Annotated in this window: 15 protein-coding genes; 7 read left to right on the top strand and 8 right to left on the bottom strand. The window is 60.4% G+C overall.

All coding sequences use genetic code 11. The features are described from left to right. Nucleotides 1–194: 194 nt before the first annotated feature. Entirely contained in the window at nucleotides 195–455 is a 261-nt protein-coding gene (locus AC1DVF_RS07580; protein ID WP_007920416.1) for an accessory factor UbiK family protein, read from the bottom strand. 414 nt (nucleotides 456–869) lie between these two features. Between AC1DVF_RS07580 and glnK the strand changes: the two genes are divergently transcribed. The 4 genes from glnK to sutA all read left to right on the top strand — a co-directional run bounded on the left by glnK (nucleotide 870) and on the right by sutA (nucleotide 3654). Beyond that, nucleotides 870–1208, top strand: a complete 339-nt coding sequence (gene glnK, locus AC1DVF_RS07575; RefSeq protein WP_002555808.1) for a P-II family nitrogen regulator — start codon at nucleotides 870–872, stop codon at nucleotides 1206–1208. Between the two features lie 38 nt (nucleotides 1209–1246). Then, complete coding sequence (locus AC1DVF_RS07570; RefSeq protein ID WP_186620136.1) at nucleotides 1247–2584, top strand: ammonium transporter; 1338 nt, start codon at nucleotides 1247–1249, stop codon at nucleotides 2582–2584. Between the two features lie 215 nt (nucleotides 2585–2799). Then, on the top strand, nucleotides 2800–3225 hold the full coding sequence (locus AC1DVF_RS07565; RefSeq protein WP_102901435.1) for a secondary thiamine-phosphate synthase enzyme YjbQ: 426 nt from the start codon (nucleotides 2800–2802) through the stop codon (nucleotides 3223–3225). A 102-nt stretch (nucleotides 3226–3327) separates the two neighbouring features. Then, nucleotides 3328–3654 (top strand): transcriptional regulator SutA, encoded by a 327-nt coding sequence (gene sutA, locus AC1DVF_RS07560; RefSeq protein WP_093429713.1) that lies wholly within the window; start codon nucleotides 3328–3330, stop codon nucleotides 3652–3654. 189 nt (nucleotides 3655–3843) lie between these two features. Here the strand turns inward: sutA and AC1DVF_RS07555 are convergent, their stop codons facing one another. The 6 genes from AC1DVF_RS07555 to lptM are packed head-to-tail and all read right to left on the bottom strand — an operon-like array spanning nucleotide 3844 to nucleotide 8453. Continuing rightward, a complete protein-coding gene (locus AC1DVF_RS07555; RefSeq protein ID WP_477782280.1) occupies nucleotides 3844–4551 on the bottom strand; it encodes an HAD family hydrolase in 708 nt (235 codons plus the stop codon). Continuing rightward, nucleotides 4548–5447 carry a tyrosine recombinase XerC gene (xerC, locus tag AC1DVF_RS07550; RefSeq protein WP_007950060.1) on the bottom strand — a complete coding sequence of 300 codons (900 nt, stop codon included), beginning with the start codon at nucleotides 5445–5447 and terminating at the stop codon, nucleotides 4548–4550. Before xerC ends, AC1DVF_RS07555 begins: the two co-directional genes overlap by 4 nt. A 2-nt stretch (nucleotides 5448–5449) precedes the next feature. After that, the gene (locus AC1DVF_RS07545) at nucleotides 5450–6175 is read right to left on the bottom strand and encodes a DUF484 family protein (protein WP_064116398.1); all 726 of its coding nucleotides are present in this window, start codon (nucleotides 6173–6175) and stop codon (nucleotides 5450–5452) included. Between the two features lie 13 nt (nucleotides 6176–6188). Continuing rightward, nucleotides 6189–7019 carry a diaminopimelate epimerase gene (gene dapF / locus AC1DVF_RS07540; RefSeq protein WP_477782279.1) on the bottom strand — a complete coding sequence of 277 codons (831 nt, stop codon included), beginning with the start codon at nucleotides 7017–7019 and terminating at the stop codon, nucleotides 6189–6191. A 3-nt stretch (nucleotides 7020–7022) separates the two neighbouring features. Then, nucleotides 7023–8270: a diaminopimelate decarboxylase gene (gene lysA / locus AC1DVF_RS07535; protein WP_077575015.1), complete on the bottom strand. Its 1248-nt coding sequence runs from the start codon at nucleotides 8268–8270 to the stop codon at nucleotides 7023–7025. Nucleotides 8271–8279: 9 nt separating this feature from the next. Then, nucleotides 8280–8453, bottom strand: a complete 174-nt coding sequence (lptM, locus tag AC1DVF_RS07530) for an LPS translocon maturation chaperone LptM (RefSeq protein ID WP_007911098.1) — start codon at nucleotides 8451–8453, stop codon at nucleotides 8280–8282. Nucleotides 8454–8771: 318 nt separating this feature from the next. On the opposite strand from lptM, the gene cyaY reads away from it, so the two are divergent. The 3 genes from cyaY to rnk all read left to right on the top strand — a co-directional run bounded on the left by cyaY (nucleotide 8772) and on the right by rnk (nucleotide 9872). Beyond that, the gene (gene cyaY / locus AC1DVF_RS07525; RefSeq protein ID WP_077575013.1) at nucleotides 8772–9104 is read left to right on the top strand and encodes an iron donor protein CyaY; all 333 of its coding nucleotides are present in this window, start codon (nucleotides 8772–8774) and stop codon (nucleotides 9102–9104) included. Nucleotides 9105–9108: 4 nt separating this feature from the next. After that, nucleotides 9109–9333 (top strand): DUF1289 domain-containing protein, encoded by a 225-nt coding sequence (locus tag AC1DVF_RS07520; protein WP_093429716.1) that lies wholly within the window; start codon nucleotides 9109–9111, stop codon nucleotides 9331–9333. 128 nt (nucleotides 9334–9461) lie between these two features. Continuing rightward, nucleotides 9462–9872 carry a nucleoside diphosphate kinase regulator gene (gene rnk / locus AC1DVF_RS07515; RefSeq protein WP_027610444.1) on the top strand — a complete coding sequence of 137 codons (411 nt, stop codon included), beginning with the start codon at nucleotides 9462–9464 and terminating at the stop codon, nucleotides 9870–9872. Between the two features lie 7 nt (nucleotides 9873–9879). On the opposite strand, the gene AC1DVF_RS07510 is transcribed toward rnk, so the two are convergent. After that, the gene (locus AC1DVF_RS07510; protein ID WP_460089245.1) at nucleotides 9880–12723 is read right to left on the bottom strand and encodes a class I adenylate cyclase; all 2844 of its coding nucleotides are present in this window, start codon (nucleotides 12721–12723) and stop codon (nucleotides 9880–9882) included. Between the last annotated feature and the right edge of the window lie 7 nt (nucleotides 12724–12730).

Here is a 12730-nt window from a genome sequence, read left to right as displayed (position 1 = left end):
TGGTTGTCGTGCGCCTTAAGCTGTTCGGGTCGCCAAACCCGGTGCTGAACATTCAGCATCGGGTGAGCTTAGAAACCTGGGCTTTTCGGCGCAATCGGACGGCGGTCATTCAGGTTGTAGGACGTTGCCGGGATGGTTGAAGGGCTGGAGATCAAAAGATCGCAGCCTTCGGCAGCTCCTACAGGGGGCGCGGATTATTCAGCGGGCGGCGTCAGCTTTGCTTCCATCTCGGCGACTTTGGCTTCGAGGCTTTCGAGGCGTGCGCGAGTACGCGCCAACACAACCATCTGACTATCGAATTCTTCCCGGCTCACCAGGTCGAGTTTGCTGAAGGCGCTTTGCAGCAGCATCTTGAACTGGCTTTCGATTTCGGCTTTCGGCAGCGGGGTGTCGCCGCTGAACAGGCGTGAGGCGGTGCCGCTCAGGGCGTCGAGGAAGTCTTTGGGCGCGAGCATGGAATGTGTCCTGTAAACAGTGGCGGGCAGTGTATCACGCAGTGTCTATAGTCACTGATGTAGGCATGGATGCACGCTTTTCGCGCAAGAGGGCGGGCGGCGACGCACCGTTGTTGTGCGTAACCGTCGGGCCTTTTTCGCGCTAACGCCTGTGGCAGCGGCCAAGGGATTGAAATCAGGGGAATTTGGCGAGATGGCAAGCTTTCTGCTTAGTCGGTAGTGACCCATGCACTGATGCAGTCGCTGTGACGAATGCAGTGCGGCAGACGGAGCGGGGAGTTTCGTCGGCAGCGGTTAGCTGGCGTCAGTCGGGCAGGTAAGGCCGACGATGCGTTACAAAGCCAGGCACTGCGCTTAGACTTGAGTCGGGTTTGTTTTCCTGGGGCAAGTCCACCAATTCGGGAGAGAGTTTTCATGAAGCTAGTCACTGCCATCATCAAGCCGTTCAAGTTGGACGACGTGCGCGAGTCGCTGTCCGAAATCGGCGTGCAGGGCATTACCGTTACTGAAGTCAAAGGCTTCGGCCGGCAGAAGGGTCACACCGAGCTGTATCGCGGCGCGGAATATGTGGTCGATTTTCTGCCCAAGGTGAAAATCGACGTGGCCATCGACGACAAGGATCTGGATCGGGTTATCGAGGCGATAACCAAAGCGGCCAACACCGGCAAGATCGGTGACGGCAAGATCTTCGTGGTCAATCTGGAACAGGCGATCCGCATCCGTACCGGCGAGACCGATACCGACGCGATCTAAGCGCCGCCACAAACCCCAACGCCCCAGGAGAAAACAATATGACTCTGCGTAAATTCGCAGGGCTAGGAGCCCTGTTGTCCATCGTAATGCCAAGCCTTGCAATGGCGGCAGACGAAGTGGCGGCCCCAGTCCTCAATTCCGGCGACACTGCCTGGATGCTCACCTCGACAGCCCTTGTGCTGTTCATGACCATCCCGGGCCTGGCGCTGTTCTACGGCGGCATGGTTCGCTCGAAAAATATTCTTTCCGTGATGATGCAGTGCTTCGCCATTACCGGTCTGATCAGCATCCTGTGGGTCATTTATGGCTACAGTATTGCGTTCGACACCACCGGCATGGAGCAGGGCGTCGTCAACTTCAACTCGTTCTTCGGCGGCATGGGCAAGGCGTTCCTCGCCGGTGTCACGCCGTCGAGCCTGACCGGCCCAGCGGCGCTGTTCCCTGAGGCGGTGTTCATCACCTTCCAGATGACCTTCGCGATCATCACCCCGGCGCTGATCGTCGGTGCGTTCGCCGAGCGGATGAAGTTCTCCGCGATGCTGATCTTCATGGGCGTCTGGTTCACCCTGGTTTATGCACCCATCGCGCACATGGTCTGGTCCGGCAACGGCGGCCTGATGTGGGACTGGGGCGTGCTCGACTTCGCGGGCGGCACCGTGGTGCACATCAACGCTGGTGTGGCTGGTCTGATTGCCTGCCTGGTATTGGGCAAGCGCAAAGGCTTCCCGACCACGCCGATGGCTCCGCACAACCTCGGTTACACCCTGATGGGCGCGGCGATGCTGTGGGTCGGCTGGTTCGGCTTCAACGCCGGTTCCGCTGCGGCGGCCAACGGCACTGCCGGTATGGCTATGCTGGTCACTCAGATTGCTACCGCTGCTGCCGCGCTGGGCTGGATGTTTGCCGAGTGGGTCACCCACGGCAAGCCAAGCGCACTGGGTATCGCATCGGGTGTGGTTGCCGGTCTGGTAGCGATTACTCCGGCGGCCGGCACCGTGGGCCCGATGGGCGCACTGGTGATTGGTCTGGCCGCAGGCGTGGTGTGCTTCTTCTGCGCCACCACCCTTAAACGCAAACTCGGTTATGACGATTCCCTGGACGCGTTCGGCGTACACGGTATCGGCGGTATCCTCGGCGCGATCCTCACCGGCGTATTCGCTGCTCCGTCGCTGGGTGGTTTCGGCACCGTGACCGACATCGCCGCGCAAGTGTGGATTCAGTGCAAAGGCGTCGGCTTCACGGTGATCTACACCGCGATCGTCACCTTCATCATCCTCAAGGTGCTGGACGCTGTGATGGGTCTGCGTGTGACCGAGGAAGAAGAATCGGTCGGCCTCGATCTGGCACAGCACAACGAACGCGGCTACAACCTGTAAGTACGCGCAGCAAAAAACTTGCCCGGTTCGCCGGGCATTTTTTTGTCTGGAATTTGTCGCAAAGAGAGCAGCTGAAAGGATTTTTCGTACGGCTTTGGTCGTGTTTACGACGAGCGTTTTTCTACGGCCAATGGCTTACATCATTGCAGGAATATTAGGGCCTTTGTTTTTTCCCAGAGCGCGCTAGAATGCGCCCCGAACGTGCGGAGAACTGTATGTGGCAACAGACTCTGATAACCCTGCGGGCACGGCCCCGGGGCTTTCATCTGGTGACGGACGAGTTGATCAAAGGGCTGCCTGAACTCAGGGAGTGCCGGGTCGGTCTGTTGCATTTGTGGCTGCAGCATACCTCGGCGTCGTTGACCATCAACGAGAACGCCGATCCGGCGGTACGTCGCGACTTCGAACGATTTTTCAATCGTCTGATCCCACAAGGAACAGACGGCTATGAGCATAACGACGAAGGCCTGGACGACCTCCCGGCGCACTTCAAGGCCAGCGTGCTTGGCTGCCAGATCAGTCTGCCGGTTTCGGCAGGTCGCCTGGCACTGGGAACCTGGCAAGGCGTTTATCTGGGCGAGCACCGTGATCATGGCGGTGCCCGAAAAGTCCTCGCCACCTTGCACGGTGAAGGGGCGTAAACCGTTGGTCACCAATGGTTACTGATTTTTTAACGGCGACTTTCGACAGTTGCCAAAGCTGGTCTATAACTAATCTGCTTTTCGCAAGTCATGAGGTAGAACATGAGCGACGATGATCTGGAAAACGACGACCTCGAAGTAGGCGACGAAGACGAGGCCGAGGAAGGTCTGGAAGCAGCAGCGGAAGACGTTGCTGAAGACGATGGTGGCGACGATACGCCGGCCCCGGCTGCCAAAGGCAAAGCCAAGGCCGCGGTGTCGGTAGATGAATTGCCGAGCATTGAAGCCAAGAACAAGGAACGCGACGCCCTGGCCAAGGCCATGGAAGAGTTCCTGTCGCGAGGCGGCAAGGTGCAGGAAGTGGAGGCCAATGTGGTCGCCGATCCGCCCAAGAAGCCGGACAACAAGTACGGCAGCCGCCCTATCTGAGGCGTGCCGCTGGCTTGCTGAAAAGGCCCGCCGTCGCTGCGGGCTTTTTCATGCCTGGAATAAATGAGCTGAAGTGAATACTGTTCCCTTGTGGGAGCGAGCTTKCTCGCGAATGCGGTAGGTCGTACAGCATTGCAGTGACTGACCTGACGCTTTCGCGAGCAAGCTCGCTCCCACAGGGTTTGTGGATTATTTCGAGGTGGCATTCCAGCGCGCGAGAACGGCTGGCAGATCCGTGAGGCTACGGATATCAGCATCCGGCAGACGATCCGCTTCCCAGACTTTCCCCGCCGGATTAAACCAGATTGCCCGCAACCCCGCCTGTTGTGCTCCAGCGATGTCATCGCCCGGATGATCGCCAATATGCACCGCTGTTTCGGCTGTAGCACCACCGCGCTGCAAAGCTTCATGAAACAACCGAGCATCCGGTTTGGCGATGCCGATATCTTCCGCGCACAACGCAAACTTGAAGTAGTCCGCCAGGCCCAATCGACGCACATCAGCATTGCCATTGGTGACCACGCCAAGCGCATAGTGATTGGCGAGAATCTCCAGTACTGGTTCGACTTCAGGGAACACTTCGATCTGATGCCGCGCATTCAGAAACACTTCAAAACTCTTGTCCGCCAGCGCCGACGCCTCGTCATGGGCGTACCCGGCTTCTTCCAGTGCATGGAACAACACCCGCCGGCGCAGCGCGCTGATGCGATGTTTCAGCCCCGGCTCATTGGCCAGCACCCGCTCACGAATCCCCCACAAATGCTCCACCGGCACCGCACCCAGATTCGGCGCATGTTCGCTCAGCCATTCGCGCAATATCGCTTCGGCGCTGACGATCACCGGAGCGGTGTCCCACAAGGTGTCGTCGAGGTCGAAGGTGATCAACTGGATGCTCATGAATCATCGCCTTTCATGCGTTTGGCTCGTGGGTGAGCACTGTCGTAGACCGCCGCCAGGTGCTGGAAGTCCAGGTGGGTGTAGATCTGCGTGGTCTTGATGTCCGAGTGGCCGAGCAATTCCTGCACCGCGCGCAGATCCTGCGAGGATTCGAGCAGGTGGCTGGCGAAGGAGTGGCGCAGCATGTGCGGGTGCAAGTTCTGCCCCAGTTCGCGTTCGCCGGCCAGTTTCACTCGCACCTGAATCGCCCGTGGACCGAGGCGCCGACCTTGCTGGCTGACGAACACGGCGTCGTCTGCGGGGTTGGTCATGGCCCGCAGAGGCAGCCATTGTTCGAGGGCTTCGCGGGCCTTTTTGCCCACCGGCAGCAGCCGGGTCTTACTGCCCTTGCCGAGGACTTGAACCATGCCATCGGCGAGGTCGAGTTGATCGAGATTGAGTCCGGTCAGTTCGGAAAGGCGCAGGCCGGAAGAATAGAACAACTCAAGAATCGCCTGATCGCGCCGCGCAAGAAAATCATCCTCGACCGCCCCTTCAAGCAGTTGCAGTGCGCGATCAGTATCGAGGGTTTTCGGCAGGCGACGTTCGCCCTTCGGCGGCGCCAGACCGGTCGCCGGATCGTGGTCGCAAAGACCTTCGCGATTCAGATAGTGATAGAGCCCGCGTACTGCCGAGAGCAGCCGCGCGAGACTGCGCGAGGATTGGCCCTGCGCATGCAGACGGGCGATCAGGCTTCGCAGGCGCTGAATGTCTAGCGCCGCCCAGCTGCCGATGTTCTGTTTGACGCACCAGCCAAGGACTTTATCGAGGTCGCGGCGATAGGCCGAGAGCGTGTGCGGCGACACCTGTCGCTCACTGCGCAGGTGTTCGCAGTAAGCGTCCAGTTGCCGTTCCATGCTCAGCGTACCGAGCGCAGGGAGCTATTGACCCGTGGCAGCACACGGCCCATGACTTCGGCGATATAGCTGAGGAACAGCGTACCGACCGAACTCTTGTAGTGCTGCGGATCACGGCTGGCAATCGCCAGAATGCCGTGGATGCCTTGATGGCTGACCGCGACCACGGCAGTGGAGCCGATCTGCTTGCGTTGTTCTTCGCCGAAGAGGAAGTCCAGTTCATGCTCACGCAGGCTGCCGCTGACGCTTTTGCCTTCGGTGAGCAAGCCACCGATGGCGACTTGTGCGTCGGCGTGAGTGACCCAGCGACCGACCGGTGCCGGGTTGTCACCGAGCAGAATCAGGCTGACAAAGGGCACCTGAAAATCCTGGCGCAGGCTGTCTTCGACGCTGATCACCACGTCTTCGAGGCTGGCGGCGTCCATCAGGGACAGTATGAGACGGCGGGTCTTGTCGAACAGTCGATCGTTGTCGCGGGCGACGTCCATCAATTGCGAGAGGCGATGGCGCATCTCGATGTTGCGGTCGCGCAGAATGGTCATCTGCCGCTCGACCAGCGAAACGGTATCTCCACGCTGGTGAGGAATGCGCAGGGCGGGCAGCAGTTCTTCGTGCTCGACGAAGAAGTCCGGATGAGCCTCCAGGTATGCGGCAACCGCTGCCGCCTCCAGGCTCTCGGACGCTGATTCGTCGGACTGTCGGGCGGGTACCTGAGGCTTATCGGTCATGGTTTCTGCTCACTCAAAGACGTACTTGTCCTTCGTATACACGCACTGCCGGACCGGTCATCAGAACCGGTTGGCCAGGGCCAGCCCATTCAATGGACAGGCGCCCGCCTGGCAGGTCGATCAATAGCGGCGAATCCATCCACCCCTGGCTGATCGCAGCGACAGCCGCTGCACACGCGCCGGTACCGCAGGCCTGGGTTTCCCCGGCACCGCGTTCCCACACGCGCAACTGCGCACGGTTACGGTCGATGACCTGGAGAAAACCGACATTCACGCGCGCGGGGAAGCGCGGATGGCGTTCGATTTTCGGCCCCAGTTCATGCACCGGTGCATTGTTGATGTCCTGCACGCGCAACACTGCGTGCGGGTTGCCCATCGACACGGCGGCCAGTTCGACCGTGGTGCCGTCGACTTCCAGTTGATAGCTGCTGGCCTGCGCCGGCGCTTCGAACGGAATGTCCGCTGGCACCAGACGCGGGGCGCCCATGTTCACGCCGATCTGGCCGTCGTTACGCACGTCCAGTTCGATGATGCCGCCCTTGGTCTCGACGCGAATCTGCCGTTTGGCGGTCAGACGCTTGTCGAGCACGAAGCGTGCAAAGCAGCGCGCACCGTTGCCGCACTGCTCGACTTCCGAGCCATCGGAATTGAAGATCCGGTAACGGAAATCCACGTCCGGATTGCTCGGTGCCTCAACGATCAGCAACTGGTCGAAACCGATGCCGGTGTGGCGGTCGCCCCACTGCTTGGCGTGCTTTGGCTGAATATGCGCGTGCTGGCTGACCAGGTCGAGAACCATGAAGTCATTACCCAAGCCGTGCATTTTGGTAAAACGCAGCAGCATGGGTTACTCCGGCAGCAGGCTTTCGCCGGCAAACAGCTCGGCCACGGTTTCGCGGCGGCGCACTTCAAAAACCTGATCACCGTCTACCAACACTTCGGCAGCACGGCCGCGGGTGTTGTAGTTGGAACTCATCACAAAACCGTAGGCACCGGCCGAATGCACGGCCAGCAGATCGCCTTCGGCCAGGGCCAATTCACGGTCCTTGGCGAGGAAGTCACCGGTTTCGCAGATCGGGCCGACGATGTCGTATTTGCGCGCAGCGGTGTCACGCGGTTTGACCGCAGTGACGTCCATCCACGCCTGATACAGCGCCGGGCGGATCAGGTCGTTCATCGCCGCGTCGACGATGGCGAAGTCTTTATGTTCGGTGTGCTTGAGGTACTCGACCTGCGTCAGCAGCACGCCGGCATTGGCGACGATGAAACGGCCCGGCTCGAACACCAGCGCCAGGTCACGTCCGTTCAAGCGCTCGCGCACAGCCTTGATGTAGTCGGCAGCCAATGGAGGCTCTTCATCGCGATAGCGCACGCCCAAACCACCACCGAGATCGATGTGGCGCAGGTGAATGCCGCAGTCGCCGAGACGATCGACCAGATCCAGCAAGCGATCGAGCGCATCAAGGAACGGTGGCAGGGTGGTCAGTTGCGAGCCGATGTGGCAGTCGACACCGACCACTTCCAGGTTCGGCAGATGCGCGGCGCGCACGTACACGTCTTCGGCGTCGGCGATGGCGATGCCGAACTTGTTCTCTTTGAGACCGGTAGAAATGTAAGGGTGGGTGCCGGCATCGACGTCCGGGTTCACCCGCAGCGATACCGGGGCGCGAACGCCCAGCTCGGCGGCGACCACTTGCAGGCGCTCCAGCTCGTCGGTGGATTCGACGTTGAAGCAGTGCACGCCGACTTCGAGGGCGCGACGCATGTCGTCACGGGTCTTGCCGACACCGGAGAAGACGATCTTGTCAGGGCTGCCGCCAGCGGCCAGCACTCGCTCCAGCTCACCACGGGAAACGATGTCGAAACCGGCACCGAGACGGGCCAGGACATTCAGCACGCCGAGGTTGGAGTTGGCTTTGACCGCAAAGCACACCAGGTGCGGCATGCCGGCCAACGCATCGGCATAGGCCAGATACTGGGCTTCGATGTGCGCGCGGGAGTAGACGTAGGTGGGCGTGCCGAAGCGATCGGCGATGGCGGACAGCGCCACACCTTCCGCGAACAGCTCCCCGCCACGGTAGTTAAAAGCGTCCATGGCGATCCCTTATTGGTAAACGTCGTGCTTGTGTGCTTTGGACGGCTGCTTCTGCGAAGACTGGGCTTGCTCGGCCGGGTCCTGATCGTCATCCGGCAGGTACAGCGGGCCTTTTTGACCACAGGCCGAAACGAGGCAGGCAACCGCGACGAGCGCAGCAAGGGAAGAGATCAGGCGCTTCATGGCGAAATCCTTGAAAAATGCGTTAATTGCGCCGGAGTATACCGGCCACCCGGCAGCTTGCCTATGCGAGGGGGTTCCCGTCCGGCGGGGCTTGTCCGTGAGCACTGGTAACCCTGAGGGAGCGAGCCTGCTCGCGATGGCGGTGTGTCAGGCAACAATAATGTTGAATGTGCCGGCCATTCGCGAGCAGGCTCGCTCCCACAGGGTTGGGTGTTCGATGCCCTGACCGGTGCTTGGTCGTTAATCTTTGCAATCGGCCAGCAGCGTCCGTATCTTTCGGCGCTTGTGCCTGATCAGACATTTTTTGAGGTTGCCGCAATGAGTTTGTCCGAAGCCCGTTTCCACGATCTGGTCGATGAAACCCAGGAAAAACTGGAAGACATCTTTGACGAGAGCGACCTGGACATCGATCTGGAAAGTTCGGCCGGTGTGCTGACCGTCAAGTTCGAAAACGGCTCGCAGCTGATCTTCAGCCGCCAGGAGCCGCTGCGTCAGCTGTGGCTGGCGGCGGTGTCCGGTGGTTTCCACTTCGACTACGACGAAGAAAGCGAGCGCTGGATGTGCGACAAGAGCGAAGAGCAACTGGGCGAAATGCTCGAGCGCATCGTCAAGCAGCAGGCTGGCGCTGAATTCGACTTCGAAGGTCTGTGATTCCGTGACTGATACCGCTCCCGTTCGTCCACCGAAGCCGCTGTACAGCAACATCAGCCCGGCCGTGCCCTCGCCGTGCAGCGGTGTGTGCCGATTGGATGAGCAGAAGGTCTGCCTCGGCTGCTTCCGCCATGTCGAAGACATTCGCGAATGGCGCTCGGCAGATGATGACCGGCGACGTGTGATTTGCGCGCAGGCGTCGCAGCGCAAACAGTGCGGCGGGGCGTGACTTGTATATTTTTTGAGCTGTGATAGTGTCCGAACACGCCTCAACCCATCGAGGCCTGGTGAAAACCCCGTCTTTTTTGGCGGGGTTTTGCTTTTTTTGTGTGCAGAAGAAAGGAGTCTGCCCGGATCATGACCGCACCTTCCATCACCCTTACCCGTCTGGACGTGCAACGTCTGGAGCGCCTGATCGACAGCCTGGATGACACGCTGCCGGGCGTCATCGCGCTGCAAACCGAACTGGACCGCGCCGACACCGTGGTCGGTCACGATGAAGTGCCCGCCGATGTCGTGACGATGAATTCCCGTGTGCATTGCCGCGAAGAAGGCAGTGGCAAGGATTACCACCTGACGCTGGTCTATCCGAAGGACGCCAACGCCGATGAAGGCAAGATCTCGATTCTGGCGCCAGTCGGCAGCGCACTGCTGGGCCTCAAGGTCGGTCAGCACATCGACTGGCCGGCTCCGGGTGGCAAGACCCTCAAACTGACCTTGCTTGAAGTCGAATCGCAGCCGGCCAACGGCGGTGAATTCCGCGAGTAAGCCCGCCTCAGACCTGTTCGAGTGCCTCGTTCAGAGCGCGCTCCAGGTCAGCCTTGTAGCGCAGATACAGATTGCTTGAACTCTGCCCGTCACCGAGCAGGCCGGAAAGGTCGAGGTCGGTGATGTAGCAGCGATAGCGTTCGCTCTCGCGGCGCTGCTCGACGATCTCCCGGGCGACCACGCTGAACAGCTGGTCGCCATGTTCCAGTTCGCTGAATTCCCGTTGATTGCAATACAGCGTGACCTGCACTTCGCCCGGTGCGGCTTTGCCGACGATCGCCTGTACGTCGTAGAACGGCTTGTTCACTGGCGTCTGTGGTGCCGACCGCGCTTCGACCCGGCGCGCACGTCCCGGACCTGAAGGCAATAACTGGTAATACAAAGTTTCGAGACGGCCGTCGGGACCGGCGTCCATCGGCAGCACGGCTTCGCGGCGGAACAGAATAGATTGCAGGAAGCGTTGCAACGGCACCAGCAGACTCTGCTCGTCGTGATAAGGCACATGTTGCTGCCACAGCGCGTTGAACTCATCCAGCACGTACAGCTCGGCCTGCTGCTCGGTGATCCGATAGAACACTTGAATGCACTCCGGCTGACCCATCGGCAGGATCAGCGCAAGGTCGTTATCTTCCAGTGCCATGGGATCCAGGTGCAGCGGACTGTAGCGCGGCTGTTCTTCGCCAAGGTAGTCGAGCAGGGCCGGCAGGGTGGCAAGCGCCACATGGTTGACCTGACCCGGCACCAATTCCAGCACGTGATAATGCTGCTGCACCTGAATCAGGTAGCGATGGTTCAACTCGCTGAGCAACAGGTTCTGCGCGGTGTCGATGATTTCTTCAACGCGACGGGCAATGAACTGCGCGCGGTTGTGGCAGAAGCAGCGCACCTTCAATGACGGCTGCAACGGCCCGCGCGGCAGGTTGTTGAGGTAATCGCGTAGGCAGTCGAGCAGGGCATGCGGGCCGTCGAAGCGGTTGACCAGTACTTCGTTCCAGCTATTGAGCGTGACCTGATCCAGGGTCAGCACGAGGTTTTCGCGCACCCCGGCGTAACTCAGCGAGTCGGTGCGCTCGGTGGTCATCAGGATATTCAGGTCGCGGTGATGCTTGAGCGGGTCGACGCCGACGTTGACCAGAATCAGCACTTCGCTTGGCACCGCTGCACGCAGCAACGGTTCTTCCGCGACGGTGGGCAAGGGCAGGGCGATGCACTGTTGCAGGCTGCCGAGCAGGTTGAACAGCTCGAACTCGCTCAGGTCGCTGGTACCGGGATGCAGGGCCAGGCGGGTGCTGCTGTCGATCACGCCGTTGCGGTGGCACCAGGTCAACAGCTCCAGTAACTCGCGGCTGCGCTTGATTGGCGCAAAATGTTCCCACTCAAGTGCCGTGAGGCTGCCGTTATACAGGCCCCACTGGGTTTGTCCCGGTTCCTTTTTATTGCGTGATTGCACCAGGGTCAGGGTGTCTTCGGCCAGATCCGGGGCGATGCCGGGGTTGATGAATTCGACCTTGTCGGCCTTGCGTTCGAAGGCCGCGTAGAGCCGGCGCCCCAGCACATTGAGATCGCGTTTATTGATCAGGCTGACGGTTTGTTCTGTGCGGGCGAACTGGGTCAGGAAGCGATAGCTGTAGTTCAGCTCATTGACCAGCGCGCGGCGTTCGGCGCTGACCTGGCGGACTTTCCACTGGCTGCGGCTGTCGAGCAGCGTCAGTTGTCGCTGATCCCAATGCCATTCGCTGGCCAGTCGTTCCAGCAACGTGCGTTGCCAGCTCTGGGTGCGGCTGTTGCCAGTGAGCTTGCGGTTGACCTTCAGGTACAGCGCGCGGCGCACCAGTTCCAGCCGCTCCGGCTCGTTGCGCGCGGTGAGGTATTCCTCGATACGCCGGTACACGACCATGTACGGGTCCAGTTCATCCAGATCCAGCTGGTTGGCGAACACGGCTTTTTTGAAGCGCAGGCTCAGACATTGCACTTGCGGGTGTTCGCTGGCGTAGACCTCGGTCAGCAGCAGCTTGAGCACCGATTTGTAGGGTGACTCGATGCCCTTGAACAACTGCCACAATCCGGCACCGATGAATTCGCCCGGCGGAATCCGCGCCAGATGACCGAGGTCGAGGGTCTCGTCGGCCCGGATAAAACGCTTGGACAGCAGGGTGTGGGTGTAAAGGTTGTACGCGGTTTCTTCGTAAACCGGCACCAGCCACCAAATGGGTGTGCGCCCGGCCAGCCAGATCGCGGTGCGGTAAAACTCGTCCAGCAGCAGATAGTGCTGAGTGCTGCCGCAGTTTTCCGAGCTGAGCTGGGTGTCGCGTTCGCCTTTGACGAAGCGCTCCGGGTCGATCAGGAAAAAATGCGCTTCGGCGCCCTGACTCGCGGCCCAGGCTTCCAGCAGCTGGCATTTTTTGCGCAGTTCGGCGAGCTCGCTTTCGTTCAAGTCCGGCGCGTGGCAGACCCACACGTCCATGTCACTCTGATCGGCCTGTGCCAGCGTGCCAAGGCTGCCCATCAGGAACAGGCCGTGAATCGGTCGCGGCGGATTGCTGCCGTGACGCGGTTTGTACGAAAACGAACGAGTCAGACGCTGTGCGTCGGTCAGCACGTTGGCGTCGGGCTCGTAATTCGACAGGCCGGCCGGCGTGCTGCCCGATACGTATCCCGGCAGCAGCGGGTGATTAACATGAAAGAACAGCGGCAATAGCGTCAACACACTTTGCTGGCGTGTCGACAGCCCTTCAAGGGCGCGGCCGAGGCGGCCTTCATTGAGTTTGAGAAAGCGCGCGCGTAGCTGGCTGAGTACCTTGCGGTCGATGCCTTCGTCCAGGTCAGGGCGGATTTCGTGGGTGCGCGTCATGTCAGCT

Source organism: Pseudomonas sp. P4_D7, from assembly GCF_056401755.1.
This window is presented reverse-complemented; position numbering and strand designations above follow the sequence as displayed.

Excerpts from the sequence above, each read along its gene's own strand:
- AC1DVF_RS07580 (WP_007920416.1), bottom strand. The coding sequence starts at position 455 with ATGCTCGCGCCCAAAGACTTCCTCGACGCCCTGAGCGGCACCGCCTCA.
- glnK (WP_002555808.1), top strand. The coding sequence starts at position 870 with ATGAAGCTAGTCACTGCCATCATCAAGCCGTTCAAGTTGGACGACGTG.
- AC1DVF_RS07570 (WP_186620136.1), top strand. The coding sequence starts at position 1,247 with ATGACTCTGCGTAAATTCGCAGGGCTAGGAGCCCTGTTGTCCATCGTA.
- AC1DVF_RS07565 (WP_102901435.1), top strand. The coding sequence starts at position 2,800 with ATGTGGCAACAGACTCTGATAACCCTGCGGGCACGGCCCCGGGGCTTT.
- sutA (WP_093429713.1), top strand. The coding sequence starts at position 3,328 with ATGAGCGACGATGATCTGGAAAACGACGACCTCGAAGTAGGCGACGAA.
- AC1DVF_RS07555 (WP_477782280.1), bottom strand. The coding sequence starts at position 4,551 with ATGAGCATCCAGTTGATCACCTTCGACCTCGACGACACCTTGTGGGAC.
- xerC (WP_007950060.1), bottom strand. The coding sequence starts at position 5,447 with ATGGAACGGCAACTGGACGCTTACTGCGAACACCTGCGCAGTGAGCGA.
- AC1DVF_RS07545 (WP_064116398.1), bottom strand. The coding sequence starts at position 6,175 with ATGACCGATAAGCCTCAGGTACCCGCCCGACAGTCCGACGAATCAGCG.
- dapF (WP_477782279.1), bottom strand. The coding sequence starts at position 7,019 with ATGCTGCTGCGTTTTACCAAAATGCACGGCTTGGGTAATGACTTCATG.
- lysA (WP_077575015.1), bottom strand. The coding sequence starts at position 8,270 with ATGGACGCTTTTAACTACCGTGGCGGGGAGCTGTTCGCGGAAGGTGTG.
- lptM (WP_007911098.1), bottom strand. The coding sequence starts at position 8,453 with ATGAAGCGCCTGATCTCTTCCCTTGCTGCGCTCGTCGCGGTTGCCTGC.
- cyaY (WP_077575013.1), top strand. The coding sequence starts at position 8,772 with ATGAGTTTGTCCGAAGCCCGTTTCCACGATCTGGTCGATGAAACCCAG.
- rnk (WP_027610444.1), top strand. The coding sequence starts at position 9,462 with ATGACCGCACCTTCCATCACCCTTACCCGTCTGGACGTGCAACGTCTG.
- AC1DVF_RS07510 (WP_460089245.1), bottom strand. The coding sequence starts at position 12,723 with ATGACGCGCACCCACGAAATCCGCCCTGACCTGGACGAAGGCATCGAC.